This is a genomic window from Amycolatopsis sp. M39 (assembly GCF_001651785.1).
Classification (GTDB): Bacteria; Actinomycetota; Actinomycetes; order Mycobacteriales; family Pseudonocardiaceae; genus Amycolatopsis; species Amycolatopsis rubida.
The window spans coordinates 137906-153778 of the sequence record NZ_LWSF01000015.1 but is presented as its reverse complement, the minus strand read 5'-3'; the positions used below and the strand labels follow the sequence as shown (position 1 = coordinate 153778).

The window sequence follows — 15873 nt, the reverse complement described above, 5'->3', positions numbered from 1 at the left end:
CATTTGCCGGGTGGGCGCGGTGGGCCTGCCATGATGGCGGCATGCGTGCGCAGCGATTTCTTCGCCCCCGGAGAGTGCCCGGGGGGCCGCGCGTGCGCGCCGGGTTCCGCCCGCTGACGTCCGCGTCTCCCCACGCTGCCCGGGGGTGAAGTCCAGCACTTCACGACCCGAAGCGAGGAACCCGTGGACCCCCTTGAACCCGCCTCGACGCTGCGCCGGATCGCCGCGCTGACCCAGGCCGCGCTCGCCGATCTCGCCGAGGCAGGCACCCCGGCCGCGGTCGCCGCCGTGCGCCGTTCCGTGCTCGGCAAATCCAGTCCGCTCGCCGCCGTCCGCCGCGACCTCGGCCGCTGCGACCCGGCCTCCCGAAAGCAGCTCGGCCTCGCGCTTTCCGAAGCACACCAACGCATTACCGCCGCGCTGGAGGAGAAGCTCGCCGCGGAAACCGCTCTGGACCGCCCGCTCGACCCCACCGTCCCCGGCCTCCCGCCGGACTGCACCGGTCACCCAGCTGAGACACGACCTCGACAACGCCTTCCGCGCACTCAGCTTCGCGGTCGTCGAGGGCCCGGAAATCAGTTCCGCGGACCTGGAATTCGACCGGCCGAACTTCCCCGCCGACCATCCGGCGCGGGAAAGCATGGACACCTACTGGCTGGCCGGCGGCCGCTGCCCGCACCTGACCGGTGCCAGCGTCCGGTACCTGAGCACGCACGAACCGCCGATCCGGATCGCCTACCCGGGCCGCGTTTACCGCAACGAAAGCACCGACACCCGGCACGAGCGCGCGTTCTTCCAGTACGAGGTGCTGGTGGTGGACAAGACCGGTCCCGCTCGCCACCGCCCGGTTCCTCGCCGGCGCCATTCTCGGCACGGTGTCCGGCGAACCAGCGCGCACGCGGATGCCGCGCGGCCGGACGCGGTCCCGCAGCTGACCCGAACCGGACGGCAGGTCCGGGCGACAGCGGCGCAGGCGTTGTCCACCGTGGCCCGGGCCGCGGTCACGATCCTGGGCGGACCGGACGCGGATCTGCTGAAGGAATGCGGCCGACCGGAATGCACGCAGGTTTACCTGGATCATTCGCGCGGGTCACGGCGCGAATGGTGTGCGATGGCCACCTGCGGAAACAAAATGAAAGCGGCGGCTTACCGGGCACGACAGCGAGGAAATCCGCCGCTGACACCCTCCCGGCAATCCTGAACGTTCAGCCGGCGAACAAGCGGCCCAACGCCGCCGTCGTCCGCCGCCGGCAGATCGGCACTCGCTGGTCCGGATTCTCCACCGGGGCAAGCCCGAGGAGGGCGCGCGCCTGCTGTTCGACCGTTACGTCGAACGCGGCGGCAACTTCGTCGGCACCGCGCCGGCCCCGAACTTCGGCGGATCGCACCGCAAAAGCCTGTTCGCCTCGGCGGAGGCCGGCCCGCGACAGCTGAACACGGACTACCTCGATCAGCTCTGCCTTGCACGACTGGGACTTCACCACGCCGGACGGGGACACCCTGCGCGGCATGGACGACCTCACCCGGCAGGCACAATCCACTACGTCGCGATGTCCGACGCCCCCGTCCTGGCCGATCTCGCGCAGGCAAACCATCGCCGACCTGCGCGGATGGGCGCCGCTGGTCGCGTTGCAGGTCGAGTACGGCCTCGTCGAGCGCGATCTGCTCCCGATGGCCCGCGAGATGGGCCTCTGCGCGGTCCCCTCCTCCCCGCTGGCCGGCGACGTCCTGACCGGCAAGTACACCCGCGCCGATCAGACCGCGGCCGAGCCGGTCCCGGCGAGAGCTGCGACCTCGCTCTCGGCGGGGGCACCGAACGCAACCTCGGCATCGCCGGGGTCCTGGCCGACGTCGCCGGGGAAATCGGCCGCACCCCCGCCCAGGCCGGGCTCGCCCGGACGCTGCGGAACCCCGCCGTGACCGCGCCGATCGCCGGGGCCCGCACGCCTGACCAGCTGGAAGACAATCTGGCCGCGCTGAGCGTCGAGTTCGCCGAGCCGCACCTGGCCCGGCTCACCGGGGCCAGCGCGATCCAGCTCGGCATCCCGCGCGACATGCCCGCCAGCGACCACATCCGCACGGTGGCCCCGGGCGACCTGGTCATCGAGGACCGCCGCTGACCGCCGAGCCATTGCCAAGCGCGAACACCAACCATCCAGTTGAGCATTCCCGATCGAATCCGTTCAACCCTCCGGAAGTCGGCAATTGCGAAGACCGGGCAGAATCGCTGCACCAGACCACCCGTCCCGGCGGCTTTCCCTGCGCCCACGCAGCTTCGCACTGTCCATTATAGACATTTCAGGTCGGACGAAATCACACTGGGTGGCCGTGATCCGCGTGGTGCCACCCGTCCGGCGCAATCCGCGGAAAGCACCACAAGAGACAGTGGCCTGCCGTGACAACGTTGACGGATAACCACTGCCCCGCCTTTCTTTGCCAGCTGTTGACCTTTCCCGAGCCTCGGGCGTATGGTCTAGACCAAGAAGCCCACCCCTTCGCTCCCACCTCGTGCGGGCCGGCTCCCGGAAAGCCGGTGCGTCGCTTTGTCGTACCCGCACCAGGAAACGAGCATTCCCCGAAGGAGCTGTCCATGAAAGCGAACCGGAAACTCGTCGCGGCCGCGGTCGGCACGGCGATCGCCCCGGTGCTCGTGCTGATCAGCCCGGCAGGCATCGCCAGCGCGCACGGGTACGTCAACGCGCCGGCGAGCCGGCAGGCCCAGTGCGCCGAGGGAACCGTTTCCTGCGGCGAGATCAAGTACGAACCGCAGAGCGTCGAAGGGCCGAAGGGGCTGCACAGCTGCAGCGGCGGCAACGCCAAGTTCGCCGAACTGAACGACAACAACAAGGGCTGGACGGCGACCCAGGTCGGCTCTTCGGTGGCCTTCACCTGGAGCTTCACCGCCCGGCACCGCACGTCCAACTACGAGTACTGGATCGGCAACGACAAGATCGCCACCGTGGACGGCGGCGGCCAGCAGCCCCCGGCTACGGTCACCCACAACGTAGACCTCAAGGGGCACACCGGAAGGCAGACGGTCCTCGCTGTCTGGAACATCGCGGACACCGCGAACGCCTTCTACGCCTGCATCGACCTGCAAGTGAGCTGACCCGGGCAGTCCACAACAGACACTGAGGCACGGGCCGTGGCGGCGGCCCGTGCCTCAGCGCGCGTCCGGGGCATCCGCCGGAAATGACAAAACCAGCCAATTTCTCCCGCACTCGTTGACCCGCTTTCCCGGCCGTGACTAGCGTGCCGGTCACCGGAAAAGGGCACGACTCCAGGAGGCGGTTTTCCTTGATTTCCCGGCGGGCATTCCTCGGCGCATCCGCGGCAGCCGCGACATTTCCACTCTGGAACTCCGCGTTCGCCTCCGCGACCACCCCCGACACCGCGAAGGTCGCTTTCGACGACCAGTCCGGCGCCGGCCAGAGCTACGCGTACATCACCGGCACGACGCTGGACAACCGGCTCGTCATCCTGAAAGCCGATGGCACGCCTTACTATCCGCCGTCCCCGGGCAGCGACCACACGCCGCTCGGCGAGGACTGCGCGATCCCGCTGAAGTCGCTTTCCCAGGTCACCGTGCCGAAAATGTACGCGGCCCGGATCTATGTCGCGCTGGAGAACAAACTGGACTTCTTCGTCAACCAGGGCCCGGCGCTCGTGCACCCGAGCTTCCTCGACGCCAACGACCCGAACTACAACCGGACCTGGTCGTTCTGCGAATTCACCTTCAACAACGACGTGCTGTTCGCCAACATCAGCTACGTCGACTTCGTCGCGATCCCGATCGGCCTGCACCTCACCACGACCGGCTCCGGCGACCAGACCGTCCCCGGGCTGCCCGCGCGTTCGCTCGACCCGATCTGCGACGCGCTCAACGCCCAGGGCGGCAAATGGGGCACGCTCATCGAAACCGGCGGCGACGGAAAACCGCTGCGCGCGCTGTCCGCGCATTACCGCGCCGACCAGTTCGGCGGATATCTCGACGGCTACATCGACGAGGTATGGAAGAAGTACGCCAGCGAGACGCTCACCGTCGACACCCAGGTGCCCGGCCTCGGCGCGTTCACCGGACAGGTCGGCGCGGACGGCGTGCTCGCCTTCGACAACGGCGAACGCTTCGACAAACCCGCCACGCCGGACGTATGGAGTTGCGACAGCGGACCGTTCGCCATCAAGGAAGGCGACAGCGACGCCCGCAAAGCGATCATCCCCCGGCTGGCGGCGGCATTGAACCGCACCACCCTGCGCGACAACCCGAAACAGCCGACCGGCGAGGACCCGGCGAAGTTCTACCAGAACCCGGAAACCAACCACTACGCGCGAATCGTGCACAGCAAACTGCCGGACAATCGCGGGTACGCTTTCCCCTACGACGACGTCTCCCCCGGCCCCGATTTCAGCGGCGCGGTCCAGGCCGGCGACCCGGACACGCTCACCATCACGGTCAACGCTCTGCGCTGAGCCAACGACGTGCCGCGGTCCTTTTCGGACCGCGGCACTGTCATCCGGCGAGATCGCCCTCCCGCTCGTTCTTCGCCGCGTAGAAAGCCAGCTTCTCCTCGTCCACTTCCACGCCGAGCCCCGGCCCGGCCAGCACCCGCAGGCCGGCCGCCGGAAAGCCGCAACGGCGCGACAATGTCGTCCGCGTGCAGGTAATGCATGCTGTCGATCGCCCGCGACAGCACCGGCGTGCTGGCCACCACCGCCAGATGCGCCGCGAGCGCTTTCGTCGCCGCGATGCCACCCCATTTGCAGACGTCACCATGGATCACGTCGACCGCACCCAGCCCTACCGCCGGCGCGAACTCCTCGAACCGGACCACGCACATGGTGGTGCACAACGGAATCCGCATCTTCGCGCGAACCTGGCTCATTCCCTCGATCCCCGCGCACGGGTCCCCGGTCCAGTTCCTCCAACGCAATCCCGGCACGAATCGAATCCGGCGCGGACCACGCGGCGTTTCCGGACATCGCCGCGAACGTCGCGGGTGCCCTTCAATGTCACCGCCGAGAAGCCGCCCTGGGCGACCACTCCCGCCGCGTGCTCAGCCAAACCCTGCGCGAGTTCCTCCCCTTCGGCACCAGGCGCGTCAGCGCGAGTGATCAACGCCGTGATCGGCACCTCGGTCCGCACCGCCCCACCCAGCCGGTCAGCAACGGACTGCCCCGTGGCCCGCCCCAGCAGATCCCAGCACGCGACGTCCAACCCGGCCAGCGCCGCATACCCCAGATAGCCGTGGAAAAAAGGCACCATGTGCTGCCGACGATGAACCGCTTCGAGCGCGAACGGACTGGTCCCGATCATGTCCGCGCCCAGTTTCCGCGTCAGCTCCGCGACCGGACGGCCTCACATCGTCTCGCCCCAGCCCTCGGCCCCGGTGTCCGTGCGCAACCGCACCACCGTGCGGGTTTCACCGGTTCTTGGTCTCGAACGAACTGGTGAACGGATTCGTCAGCGGCAGATTCACGACCCGCACGGCAACGTCGGCGACCTTCATGCCCGCTGCCCCAGCGCCGCCGAAACGACCAGCCGAATCGGTGCCAGTTCGACGTTTTCCACCACCGCCGCAGCCCCCGGCATTTCCTCGACCGCGGGCTCGGCCTTCAGCAACACCCGAAACACCCGCGGCAACACCGTCCGCCCGACGAGATCCTGCGCGAGCACCGCCGCCTCCGGGCCGTCCATTGTGTACTGATCAGCCAGATACCCGGCGAGCCGCTCGTACATCACCGTGAACATCGCGTCGTAGTACGCCTTCGCGCTGTCCGGCAACCGCTCGGCAGCCGAGATGCAGAGCCGGCACGTCCGCGCCTGCGGCTCCCAGGTCAGCAGCTGCTGGAACCGCCCGCAGAACAACGCGACCGCCTCGACCGGGTCGTCCGCGTACGCGTCCGGGGTCATCAGCTTGCCGAGGTACAGCTCGCGGACCAGGTCGAGCACCGCGAGGAACAGCTTGTCCTTGCTCTCGAAGTGCGCGTACAGCGACCGCTTGGACGTCCCCGCGCCGGCCGCGACCGCGTCCATCGACGCCCGCTCGAACCCGGTTTCGAGGAACACGTTCTTCGCCGCCAGCAGGATGTGCTTGCGCAACTCCGCACCCCGCAGCTGCGAACCGCCTTCACGCGCCATCCTTGCCTCCGCCAAAAGTAAACGGTACGGTGGAGTTTACTTCCTCCTCCACCTCTTCGACAGTCTCCTGGAGTGCCCGCATGATCGTCGTCACCGCCCCCACCGGGAACATCGGCAGCCGCGTTCTCGCCGAGATCGCCGACGGTGCGCGCCCCGTCCGCGCGATCGTCCGCGACCCCGCGAAACTGCCTGCCGACCTGCGCGAACGCGTCGACGTCCACGTTGGTTCGCACAGCGATCCCGAGGTGCTCGCCCGCGCCTTCGACGGCGCGGACACCGTGTTCTGGCTAGTCCCGCCCGACCCGCGGGCCGAGAGCGTCGACGCGGCCTACTCCGGCTTCGCACGACCCGCCGTCGAAGCAATCCGCACCCACGGCGTCCGCCGGGTGGTGTCGGTCAGCGCACTCGGCCGCGGCACCGCCTCCGCCGAACGAGCCGGGCACGTGACCGCCACCCTGGCGATGGACGACCTCATCGCCGACACCGGCGTCGCCTTCCGCGCACTGGCGAATCCGACCTTTATGGACAATCTGCTGCGCCAAGCTTCAGTGATCAAAGAACAAGGCGCCTTCTACGACGTCCTGCCGCCGGACTACGCCGCCCCGACCGCCTGCACCCGCGACATCGCCGCAGTCGCTTCCCGGCTCCTGCTCGATCCATTGTGGACCGGCCGGCAAGAGGTACCCGTGCTGGGCCCGCAAGACCTGTCACCCGGCCAGGAAGCTTCCATCGTCAGCGAGGTACTGGGGATTTCGGTTAAGTACCAGCAAATCCCGGTCTCCGCACTCGGCGCACGGGTTCTCGCGAACGGTCACTCCGAAGCGATGGCACAGTCCATGATGGACATGGCGACCGCGAAGCTGAACCATCTGGACGCGGGCGTGACCCGCACTCCGCAGCATGCCGTCGAAACGCCGACGACTTTCCGGCAGTGGTGCGAAGAAGTCCTTAAGCCCGTGGTGGACAAAGCCTGACCCGCCTGTCGCCCACCGTGGGCCAGCCCCGCCAAGATGTGGTCCGCGGCGAAGGTCCACCTTTCGCAGCGATCATCGGCATGCGTCGTTTCCGCTTCGAGCATGATCCGGCTCAGATACGGACAGCCGCCGCTGCCGATGATCACATCGCCGTACTGCGCCTGCGCCGCCAACCAGGTCGGCCAGCTCGTCGAGGACGTGGCCGCGGACGAAGGTCAGCAACGCGCGCACCTGGGCCAAGACCTCGTCCGCAACCGTACGCCACGTCCAGGCACGCCAGCCTGTTCGGCCCGAGCGCCGGACGGGTCGCGGCCAGACACGGATGCCGCACCACTAGAGCGTGGTACTCCCCGGCGATCGCGCAGGTCCGCCAGTCCCCGGTCGGCGACGGTGGCTCATGCGCCCCGAAAGCGGCGTCGACCATCAAGTCGAACAGCTCGTTCTTCGTGGCGATGTAGCGGTACAGCGTCCTCGTGCCGGTGCCCGTCTCGCCAGCGACCCGGTGCGGGGACACCGCCTCAAGACCTTCCACGGCCGCGAGGTCGGCCCGGCTGTACGCCGGACGCGGGTCCCGCGTTACGCGGCATCCCACGCCCGCCGCGCTTCACTGGCCCCTCAATGGCACTCAGTGCACTTCACTTGCCGACCGGCAAGCATCTCACCGAGGCTCGGCGCGCAGCACAGCGCCGATCCGGGTCACCACCTCGTGCAACGGCGTCGCAGTGCTGAGCACCGCCACCACCGTGCCCGGCTCCGCCACGCCTGAGCACTTCCCGCCGGAGGTCCCGAACGCGTCCGCGACCAGGGCGAACGCCTCCGTCGCCGCGGCCTCGATGTCGTCCCGGCCGCCGCTGCGCAGCCAGCGCCGCAGAACATGGTTGTTGGCCGCCGCGATCGCCGCCGCGGCCACAGCGGCCCGGAGCGTCGCGGCCTCGTCGCCAGCTGCGGCGAAGCGGTCCTGGAGATAGCGCGCGAGGACACGCTGATACCGGTCGACCGTCGCGACTTCCTTGTCCCGCAACGACGGCACCGTGCGAGTGAGGGTGAACCGCTTGAGCGAGACGTCCAGCTCCGCGGCATAAGACTCCAGCACGAGCGACACCGCCGCGGTCGCCACCTCGATCGGGTCGCGCGCCGGGTCGGCGGTCTCGAAGACCTGCTCCATCTCGGCGACGATCTCGTCGTGATTGGCGAAGAGGACGTCGTCCTTGCTGTCGAAATACCGGAAAAACGTCCGCCGCCCGACGCCCGCCGCGGCGGCGATGTCGTCGATGGTCGTCGCCTCGTACCCGTTGGCGGCGAACAGATCCACGGCCGCCGTAGCGAGCGCACGCCGCAACTGCCGCCGCCCGGCCGGCGTGGCCCCGACCCGGGTGCGCGGCGTCTCCGTCATTCCCGAACGGTAGCAGCCCGGGTTGCTAGTGGCACTGAGTGCCGTTAGCATGGGCGGGCACCCCATGCGAGCGGAAGGCGTCGACGATGACACTCGACCAGCAACTGCGGCCCGACCACCACACCGGCCCAGACCCAGCAGACGCGTATTACGGCGGGGTGTTCGGCTGGTCCGTCCGACGGCAGGGCGCGCGCCTGTTCCTGGCCTTGGAAAACGGCCTGTGCGCAGTCACCCTGCCGAAACTCACCTCGGGCCCGGTACGCAGTCACCTGTCCGCCATCGGCTGCGAAGGCCCGTCCCTGATCCTCCCCACCCAACACGGCCCCCGCCTGGCCATCCTCGCCGAAACCGACGGCGAACTGCTCCTGCGAGGCACCCTGCCGGCCGACGTAACCGTCCTGGACAGCGGCGCGCTCCTCCCCCTGCCGACCGGTCAGCAAGCACCCGGCACGGGCCCGGAATGGCTGACCGCGCCGGACCCGAGGCACCGCTGGCTGCCGAGCGTGAGCGCAGTGCTGGCCGGAGTGCGCCAGCGCCCCTGATCCCGCCCGCGTGGATTCTCGGGAGCCGCAGCCCCGGAATCCCCGCCCGTGACGACCTCCGACTCCGCGAGGCACCTCACCCCGGTTGAAGTCCGTGAGGGGAACCGTCACGGAATCTGATTCCCTCCGCCCTCACGACCCACCCGCGCGCCGTGAAGGGCCCCTGCACGGACTCAGATTCCCCTCAAGGAGCCCATAACGCCCCACCTCCGCACGCACCCAACGCGGCGTTCGCACCCACTGCCACAGTGAGCCGCTACACCGCCACCCGCGAACCCCACCGCAACCACCCGCCCCAAGCCGCGCACCGCCCCACCCAACGCACCTGCCCAACCAGGTAGCGACACCCCCACCCCGATACGAAGCCAAAAACACGGCGCGGAGGTGCTTGTCAAGGCATCTTTCCCGCCTTGACAAGCACCTCAGCGCCGTAGTCGCACTCAAGCCGAGAGGTGCCCGCGCAGCCACCCGGGCGCGATGTCGCCGCCAGGCGACGAGCCGACCCCCGCCCCTCAAACACAAACCCCGCCCAAGACAGCCGAGGCCTCCACGACCATCCCGTCCACCTCGCCCGCCAACCGCTCAATCTCCCCCCACCACCGCAAATCCCGCCCCGAATCCGGAATCAGCGAAGTCCCCACCAGCAACAGCAACGTATCCACCTCGTAAGCCCGGTCCGCCAACCGCAACAACGGCACCGGATCCCCGCCGGCCTCCCCCGCCGCGAACCGGCAAGCCGCGTGCCCCAGCCCCCGGCACACCGTCCGCAGCCGCTCCCGCACCGCGTCCGCCCGGGGGTCCGCCCGTGGACCGCCGGTCCGGATATTCCACGCCACCGAAAGCAGACAGCGCCCGGCATCGTCCATCGCCGTGTTCATCACCGGGCGAGTCTGGAAGCACCCTCCCCGCCGCGGGTGACCCGACACGCACAGCTCACCGCATCGAGTGAAGCAACCGCACAGTCGCGTCAAGCGGCAGCCGATCGTCCGCCGCGCGCGCGAGGAAATCCTTGATCCGCTGCCCGTCCGGTGTCAGCGAATCCACGTCGTTGACCTCAGCACTCGCCGCTTCCAAGGTCCCCAGCCCGGCATTGTGGTGCGCGTCCCGGACCGCGTTCCGCAGGACCGCCAATTCCGCCGCCGACGGCCCCCGCTTCTCCGCCCGCAACCGCTCGACAATCCGAAGCACCTGCGGCGAATGCGCGGCCAACGACTGCCGTCCGGCGAACGACGCGACCATCCGCGGCGTCGCCCGCGTCTCGGCAGGCGGCGGGGGCACCTCGACCGCCTCGCCGACCACGCGCAGGCTCTCCAGCGCCGCCGCACGCCGACGTTCGCTCATCCGCACGCGCGCGAGCGGATCCTTGCGCCGGGACGCCGCGACGGAACGAGCGTCCGCCCGGGCCCGCTCCCCCGTCTCGGTCAGGCGCGAGCGCCGTTGATACGTGCCCTCGTCGGCAGCCTGCTTGCGCCGGTTCGCGAGCCAAGCCTCGAAGGTCTGCCCGCGCCGCGGCGGCTCGCGCACTTCGGTCAGGCCGGCGGCCGGCTCGTCAGCGAACCAGGCCTTCATCCGCGAGCGCAGGAAGTCCCCCGGCTTTTCGCCGGCGCGGCGCGGCCGCTGGCGCGTCCCGTCCGGCAGCGCGCTCATCGCGATCAGCAGCGCGTCCGGGCAGTATCCGTTGGAGTACCAGAACTCCAGCTGCCGCTCGACGTCGTCGCGTTCCTCCCGGGTCAGCCGCTCGGACACCCAGCCCATGCGGCGGACCAGCACGCCCGTCGACTGGGCGCGTTCGCGCGCGTCGGCGGGCACGACCGTCGACGGCCACTCCTGATCCGCGATCCGCACCATGCCACACCTCCCTTGCCTACGGACACCTACGTTATCCCGCCGCACCGACAATTACGCTGCCCGCCGCAGCACCGCCACCGTGTTCGCCGCCACGATCACCCCGGCCGCCGCCCACGCGACAGCGTCGAGCCGCTGGTCCAGCAGCACCAGCCCGACGAGCGCGGCCATCACCGGGTTGACGCTCATGAACGCCCCGAAGAACTGGGCCGGCACCCGGCGCAACGCCACCAGATCGACGAGAAACGGCAGCGCCGACGACAGCAGCCCGGCGGTGAGCGCCGCCGCGAGCGCCCCGGGCGTCGGCGGGTGGTGCAGCATCGCGAACACCCCGATCGGCACGTACAGCAGACCGGACACCCCGGCCGCGGCAGCCGAACCCGCGGCCCCGGGCAGGCGACGGCCCACGGTCCGGTTCAGCAGGATGTAGCAGGCCCAGCACGACGCGGCGACCAGTGCGAGCCCGATCCCGAGGTAGTCGGTGCTGGGCTGCGGCCGCAGCAGCGCGCCGACCGCGACCGCGGCGGCCACCGCGCACGCCAGGTCCGTGCGGCGCCGGGAGCCGGCCAGCGCGATCGCCAGCGGGCCGAGGAATTCCAGCGTCACGGCCAGTCCGAGGCCGATCCGGTCGACCGCGGTGTAGAGCGACAGGTTCATCGTCGCGAACACAGCGGCCAAAGCGAGCACCGGCCACCACTGCCGCGCGGTGAAGGTCCGCAGCCGCGGCCGTCCGACCGCCAGCAGCACCACCGCCGCCACCCACTGGCGGAGCGCCACCACTCCCGGCGGGCCGAGCACCGGGAACGCGAGCGCCGCGGTCGCCGCGCCGACCTGGTTCGACAGCGCGCTTCCGAGCAGCATCGCGGCACCGGCCGCCCGGGCGTCGCCGCGCGTTCGCGGAGCCAGTTCCGTGGTCGCCATGCGGTCGAGCATGCGACCGGCCAATCCATGCGCAAAATGCATTGACCGCATCAGCGATACGCTGGACGCATGGATCTGGAGCTGCGGCAGCTGCGCTGCCTCGTGACGATCGTGGACGCGGGCACGTTCACCGACGCCGCCCTCGAACTCGGCGTCTCGCAGGCGGCCGTATCCCGGAATCTGGCGTCGCTGGAACGGGTTCTCGGCGTGCAGCTGCTGCATCGCACCAGCCGGAGCCTCGCGCCGACGACCGCGGGCGTCCAGGTGCTCGCCCGCGCCCGGCATCTGCTCGCCGAGGCCGACGATCTGGTCCGCGAAGCGACCACCGGGCACACGCGGCTGCGCATGGGCCACGCGTGGTCGGCGATGGGCAGGCACACCGCGGAGTTCCAGCGTCGCTGGGCCGCCCGGTACCCGGACGTCGAACTGCTGCTCGTGCGCGCCAACACCGCGACCGCCGGGCTGGCGGAAGGGCTCGTCGATCTCGCCGTGGTGCGCCACCAGGTGCAGTCGGCCAAGTACGCGCACGCGACGGTCGGCCGCGAGGACCGCTACTGCGCCATGGCCGTCGACGACCCGCTCGCCGGACGCCGCACCGTCACGCTCGCCGATCTCGCGTCCCGGTTGCTGGTGATCGATCCGCGCACTGGCACCCCTTCAGCCGAGTTGTGGCCGCCGGAGGCGCGCCCGCGGATCGAGTACACCCACGACGTCGACGACTGGCTCGCCGCCATCGCCACCGGCCGCTGCGTCGGCGTCACCCCGCATTCCACGGTGACGCAGTATCGCCGCGACGGCATTGTTTACCGCCGGGTCCGCGACGCCCCGCCGGTGCCGGTCCGCCTCGCTTGGCGCGCCCACGATCCACATCCGGCCACGCACGCCGCGGTGGCCTTGCTCGGCGAGCTTTACCGCACGCCGCCGAAACGGGAAACCGCTTCCGCGCGCCCGCGATAGTCCACTGTGGATCTTGAACCCGGGGCGATCATTTCCGTTGACGCGGCGGCGCGGGGCGGCAATGATGAAGTCGTCCAGCCACGAAAGGATCCACGGAATGCCGCGTCGCAACGAACGCATGCACCTGTCGGGCATTCCCGGCTCCGCGCCATGACGTGGCCTGCCACGCCGTGAGCGAGGAGCCGCCCGCCGGAACGCCGGCCGGGCGGCTTTTGCGTTCGCGGCCCGTTCAGCCCCGGAAAGGAGGTGCCCGTCGCCATGGGAGTCCTGGTTCTCAACGCCGGCTACGAGCCCCTGTACACCGTCTCGCTCCCCCATGCCATCCGGATGCTGGTCCGCCAGGTCGCGGTCGTCCACGAAAGCCACGGGCCGGACCTCGGCGTCTTCCCGCGGCCGAAGGTGGTGCGGCTGCTGCGCTACGTCGTGATGAAGTGGCGTTATTCCGGGCCGCCGCGCTGGTCCCGTTCCGGCGTGCTGCGGCGTGACCGGCACACGTGCGCCTATTGCGGGCACCGGGCCACCACGGTCGACCACATCACGCCGGTCTCGCGCGGCGGCGCGCGCACGAGCTGGCTCAACACCGTCGCGGCCTGCGGCGGGTCGGCGCGCAGCTGCAACGCGCGCAAGGCCGATCGCACGCCCGCGGAAGCCGGGCTGACGCTGCGCTTCCCGCCGCGCGTCCCGCGGTGGGAGGAACTGCATCCGCTGGCCGGACTGTCCACTTGAGACTCGCGGTAGGCAGGAACCGGTGAAGGGCTTGCTGCTGCGGCTGTCCGCGGTCGATTCCGGCGCGGAAACAGCGGTGCGCGTCATCGCGTATTTCGACGAGCTGATCGCCCGCCGGGCGACGCTGCCGGAGTTGCTGCGCGCCACGGCTTTTCTCGCGGAATCCGTCGCCGGGTTCGCTGTACCGACGGCACCCTGCTCCGGTACCGGCCGTCCGGCGAACCCGGTGGCGCCGCCCGGTACCGGGCGGGTCTGGCTGGAACGCGCGGGCGAGCCGGGCCCGCTCGACGACCTGGTGCTCGACCCGGTCGAACCGCCGCCCGCCGCACCGCATCTCGCCGACCCGGCGCTGGTCGAACTGGTGCTGGGCGAGCAGGCCGCGGACCGGGCGCTGACCCTGCTCGGCCTGGACACCGCGCCTCCACTGCGGGTGGCGGCGGTCGCTTCGGGCACCGGTCGCGATGCCTGCGCGGGCGCGGGCGCGGCAAACCGCTCGGCGCGCGGGTGACCGTGGTCGGCGGAGTCGCCGCGACGCTGCTGCAGCCGCGAGAGGGCCCCGATTCGGTTGCCCGACGCTGAATGAGACGTTGGCGTTGCGGGCCAAGGACGGCACGCTTCCGGACTCCGTCCGGGTAGGAGTCGGCGACGCGGTCGACGACCTCGAAGCCCGGCGCTCGTAGCCGCAAGCCCGCCTGGCCCAACGATCCGCGGCGACGGCGCGGCCGTCGATCGTGCACGAGGACCTCGGCGCGGTGACGCTGCTGGCGGAGATCCCGGGCGGGCAGCTGCGCGCGCCGCCGGACGTGCTGGCGTTGAACGCGTTCGCCAAGAGCGGCGACCTGGAAACGCTGGAAGCCTTCAGCCGCACGGGTTCCCTCCGCCAGGCGGCGATCGCGCTGCACCGGCGCCACAGTTCGGTGGCGGCGCGGCTGGGCGTCACGAGCACTCCGGCCTCAGCTGCCCTCGACCCCGAGCACCCTGGCCAGCACCGCCCGTCGCTCCGCGGCTTCCCGACGGCTCACCGTCGCGTGCTGGAGCACCCCGGAACCGTGGAAAGTGCCGGGGAACAAATGCAGTTCCGTAGGCACCCCCGCCGCCAAAAGGCTTTGCGCGTAAGCGATTCCCTCGTCGCGCAGCGGATCGAATTCCATCACCGACACGTACGCGGGCGGCAATCCCGAAAGATCCGCCGCCCTGGCCGGCGCCGCGTAAACCGGGACGTCCGAACCGCCGCGCTTGCCCGGCCCGCCGAGGTAGTAGTCCCAGCTCGCCTCGGCCGCCCCCCGGTGCCAGATCGGCGTGTCCGCGAACCGGCGCATGCTGCCGGTCTCGAGGCGGTCGTCCAGTTCGGGCACGGCGAGGAACTGGAACGCGATCGCCGGGCCGCCCCGGTCGCGGGCCAGCAGAGCCAGCGCCGCGGCCAGTCCGCCGCCCGCGCTCACGCCGTAGAGCACTGTCTTTTCCGGGTCGATGCCCAATTCGTTCGCGTGCTTGACCGACCATTCGAGCGCCGCGTAGCAGTCCTCCAGCCCGGCCGGGTACGGATTCTCCGGTGCGAGCCGGTACTCGACCGACACGATCACGACGCCGAGATCGCGGGCCAGTCCGACATTGGCCGCGTGGTCGACCTCCAGGTCGCCCAGCGCGAAACCGCCCCCGTGGATGTCGAACACCAAGGCATTCGTCGCGACGCGATCAGGGGTGTAAACGCGAACCGGGACGTCCGGCGCGCCTTCGGGACCGGGCACGGAGTCCTCGCGCGTGCGCACGCCGGTTTCGTCGAACTCGCCTTGCATCGAGGCGATCAGTTCGGCCATGCCTGCCCGCGCGGCCGCGACGTCGGCGAGGTCGACCTCGGGCAGCATCGGGACCGCGGCGGCGATTTCAGGATCGAACGGGTAACTCATCGACGGCCTCCGTGTTCCAGGGGAAGACTCCATCGTGCCGAAATCCCCGCCCCGGCAGGCACCGCCACGCGTCGCGTACCGCGCGCATTCCTCCCGCCGGCTGGCGCGGCACACCCGCACCAGTGCCCGGAAACGCACCCGACACTGCCTCCCGGGCCCCCAGCCTCAGCGGCCCGCTCTCTTCCAGATCACCACGATCCCGACGACCGCCGCCACCACCGCCCCCAGCACGATCAGCCCCTTCACGAACAGATCGTGCGCGAGGTGCCGCAGCATCTCGTCCCCGTCGGCGAGCAGCACCGCGTTCACCGGCCGGGCCTCTTCCGTCCCGGGTCCTCGTCCAGCCACCGCGCGGCCTGGCGCACGACCTCGCCGCCGACCCGCCCGCGCACGCCCCGCGCCCCGCGCCGGTCCATCGCCCTCGCCGCGGATTTCGCCAGCACCGCCGCGCCTTCCCGCACGCGCTCCC

17 protein-coding genes and 4 pseudogenes are annotated in these 15873 nt (G+C 70.4%); 11 read left to right on the top strand and 10 right to left on the bottom strand.

Annotated features, from left to right (window positions below):
• Positions 1-183: 183 nt before the first annotated feature.
• From A4R44_RS52605 to A4R44_RS27790, 6 genes and pseudogenes are all read left to right on the top strand, one after another.
• Positions 184-429 (top strand): annotated as a pseudogene (locus A4R44_RS52605) (hypothetical protein); the annotation flags it as partial.
• 67 nt (positions 430-496) lie between these two features.
• Positions 497-814 (top strand): annotated as a pseudogene (locus tag A4R44_RS52600) (hypothetical protein); the annotation flags it as partial.
• Positions 806-1201, top strand: coding sequence for a CGNR zinc finger domain-containing protein (locus tag A4R44_RS52595; protein ID WP_369805945.1), 396 nt, complete (start codon positions 806-808; stop codon positions 1199-1201). The pseudogene A4R44_RS52600 and the gene A4R44_RS52595, both read left to right, overlap by 9 nt.
• A gap of 308 nt (positions 1202-1509) precedes the next feature.
• Positions 1510-2120: pseudogene (locus A4R44_RS50815) on the top strand (aldo/keto reductase).
• A gap of 470 nt (positions 2121-2590) precedes the next feature.
• Positions 2591-3109, top strand: a complete 519-nt coding sequence (locus A4R44_RS27795; protein WP_067586972.1) for a lytic polysaccharide monooxygenase auxiliary activity family 9 protein — start codon at positions 2591-2593, stop codon at positions 3107-3109.
• A 188-nt stretch (positions 3110-3297) separates the two neighbouring features.
• On the top strand, positions 3298-4470 hold the full coding sequence (locus tag A4R44_RS27790; protein ID WP_067586970.1) for a glycoside hydrolase family 64 protein: 1173 nt from the start codon (positions 3298-3300) through the stop codon (positions 4468-4470).
• A 40-nt stretch (positions 4471-4510) separates the two neighbouring features.
• Here the strand turns inward: A4R44_RS27790 and A4R44_RS51840 are convergent, their stop codons facing one another.
• From A4R44_RS51840 to A4R44_RS27780, 4 genes and pseudogenes are all read right to left on the bottom strand, one after another.
• Entirely contained in the window at positions 4511-4645 is a 135-nt protein-coding gene (locus A4R44_RS51840; RefSeq protein ID WP_255366194.1) for a hypothetical protein, read from the bottom strand.
• Positions 4646-4754: 109 nt separating this feature from the next.
• Positions 4755-4862: pseudogene (locus A4R44_RS50810) on the bottom strand (hypothetical protein); the annotation flags it as partial.
• Positions 4863-4879: 17 nt separating this feature from the next.
• Positions 4880-5314 (bottom strand): hypothetical protein, encoded by a 435-nt coding sequence (locus A4R44_RS50805; protein ID WP_232791804.1) that lies wholly within the window; start codon positions 5312-5314, stop codon positions 4880-4882.
• A gap of 189 nt (positions 5315-5503) precedes the next feature.
• A complete protein-coding gene (locus A4R44_RS27780) occupies positions 5504-6139 on the bottom strand; it encodes a TetR/AcrR family transcriptional regulator (RefSeq protein WP_093576577.1) in 636 nt (211 codons plus the stop codon).
• 80 nt (positions 6140-6219) lie between these two features.
• On the opposite strand from A4R44_RS27780, the gene A4R44_RS27775 reads away from it, so the two are divergent.
• A complete protein-coding gene (locus A4R44_RS27775) occupies positions 6220-7113 on the top strand; it encodes an NAD(P)H-binding protein (RefSeq protein WP_067586965.1) in 894 nt (297 codons plus the stop codon).
• Between the two features lie 658 nt (positions 7114-7771).
• Here the strand turns inward: A4R44_RS27775 and A4R44_RS27770 are convergent.
• Entirely contained in the window at positions 7772-8506 is a 735-nt protein-coding gene (locus A4R44_RS27770; RefSeq protein ID WP_067586963.1) for a TetR family transcriptional regulator, read from the bottom strand.
• Between the two features lie 86 nt (positions 8507-8592).
• Here A4R44_RS27770 and A4R44_RS27765 point away from each other — a divergent pair, with 86 nt between their 5' ends.
• Complete coding sequence (locus A4R44_RS27765) at positions 8593-9048, top strand: hypothetical protein (RefSeq protein WP_067586958.1); 456 nt, start codon at positions 8593-8595, stop codon at positions 9046-9048.
• Between the two features lie 512 nt (positions 9049-9560).
• On the opposite strand, the gene A4R44_RS27760 is transcribed toward A4R44_RS27765, so the two are convergent.
• From A4R44_RS27760 to A4R44_RS27750, 3 genes are read right to left on the bottom strand one after another with little or no spacing between them, the layout of a single operon-like run.
• On the bottom strand, positions 9561-9926 hold the full coding sequence (locus tag A4R44_RS27760; RefSeq protein ID WP_067587088.1) for a hypothetical protein: 366 nt from the start codon (positions 9924-9926) through the stop codon (positions 9561-9563).
• Between the two features lie 55 nt (positions 9927-9981).
• Complete coding sequence (locus tag A4R44_RS27755; protein WP_067586956.1) at positions 9982-10896, bottom strand: hypothetical protein; 915 nt, start codon at positions 10894-10896, stop codon at positions 9982-9984.
• A 51-nt stretch (positions 10897-10947) separates the two neighbouring features.
• Entirely contained in the window at positions 10948-11814 is an 867-nt protein-coding gene (locus A4R44_RS27750) for a DMT family transporter (RefSeq protein ID WP_067587085.1), read from the bottom strand.
• Between the two features lie 69 nt (positions 11815-11883).
• Between A4R44_RS27750 and A4R44_RS27745 the strand changes: the two genes are divergently transcribed.
• The 3 genes from A4R44_RS27745 (at position 11884) to A4R44_RS27735 (ending at position 14005) form a co-directional block, all read left to right on the top strand.
• On the top strand, positions 11884-12771 hold the full coding sequence (locus tag A4R44_RS27745) for a LysR family transcriptional regulator (protein WP_067586953.1): 888 nt from the start codon (positions 11884-11886) through the stop codon (positions 12769-12771).
• A gap of 258 nt (positions 12772-13029) precedes the next feature.
• Positions 13030-13497 carry an HNH endonuclease gene (locus A4R44_RS27740; RefSeq protein ID WP_067586951.1) on the top strand — a complete coding sequence of 156 codons (468 nt, stop codon included), beginning with the start codon at positions 13030-13032 and terminating at the stop codon, positions 13495-13497.
• 22 nt (positions 13498-13519) lie between these two features.
• Positions 13520-14005: a hypothetical protein gene (locus A4R44_RS27735; protein WP_067586945.1), complete on the top strand. Its 486-nt coding sequence runs from the start codon at positions 13520-13522 to the stop codon at positions 14003-14005.
• Between the two features lie 445 nt (positions 14006-14450).
• On the opposite strand, the gene A4R44_RS27730 is transcribed toward A4R44_RS27735, so the two are convergent.
• Together A4R44_RS27730 and A4R44_RS27725 are read right to left on the bottom strand one after the other, a co-directional pair.
• Positions 14451-15404, bottom strand: a complete 954-nt coding sequence (locus A4R44_RS27730; RefSeq protein ID WP_067586939.1) for an alpha/beta hydrolase — start codon at positions 15402-15404, stop codon at positions 14451-14453.
• A 165-nt stretch (positions 15405-15569) separates the two neighbouring features.
• Positions 15570-15713, bottom strand: a complete 144-nt coding sequence (locus A4R44_RS27725) for a hypothetical protein (RefSeq protein WP_198545460.1) — start codon at positions 15711-15713, stop codon at positions 15570-15572.
• Positions 15714-15873 lie beyond the last annotated feature (160 nt).

Coding starts and splice junctions, on each gene's coding strand:
- A4R44_RS27795 (WP_067586972.1), top strand. CDS start 2,591: ATGAAAGCGAACCGGAAACTCGTCGCGGCCGCGGTCGGCACGGCGATC.
- A4R44_RS50805 (WP_232791804.1), bottom strand. CDS start 5,314: ATGATCGGGACCAGTCCGTTCGCGCTCGAAGCGGTTCATCGTCGGCAG.
- A4R44_RS27780 (WP_093576577.1), bottom strand. CDS start 6,139: ATGGCGCGTGAAGGCGGTTCGCAGCTGCGGGGTGCGGAGTTGCGCAAG.
- A4R44_RS27775 (WP_067586965.1), top strand. CDS start 6,220: ATGATCGTCGTCACCGCCCCCACCGGGAACATCGGCAGCCGCGTTCTC.
- A4R44_RS27770 (WP_067586963.1), bottom strand. CDS start 8,506: ATGACGGAGACGCCGCGCACCCGGGTCGGGGCCACGCCGGCCGGGCGG.
- A4R44_RS27765 (WP_067586958.1), top strand. CDS start 8,593: ATGACACTCGACCAGCAACTGCGGCCCGACCACCACACCGGCCCAGAC.
- A4R44_RS27760 (WP_067587088.1), bottom strand. CDS start 9,926: ATGAACACGGCGATGGACGATGCCGGGCGCTGTCTGCTTTCGGTGGCG.
- A4R44_RS27755 (WP_067586956.1), bottom strand. CDS start 10,896: ATGGTGCGGATCGCGGATCAGGAGTGGCCGTCGACGGTCGTGCCCGCC.
- A4R44_RS27750 (WP_067587085.1), bottom strand. CDS start 11,814: ATGGCGACCACGGAACTGGCTCCGCGAACGCGCGGCGACGCCCGGGCG.
- A4R44_RS27745 (WP_067586953.1), top strand. CDS start 11,884: ATGGATCTGGAGCTGCGGCAGCTGCGCTGCCTCGTGACGATCGTGGAC.
- A4R44_RS27740 (WP_067586951.1), top strand. CDS start 13,030: ATGGGAGTCCTGGTTCTCAACGCCGGCTACGAGCCCCTGTACACCGTC.
- A4R44_RS27730 (WP_067586939.1), bottom strand. CDS start 15,404: ATGAGTTACCCGTTCGATCCTGAAATCGCCGCCGCGGTCCCGATGCTG.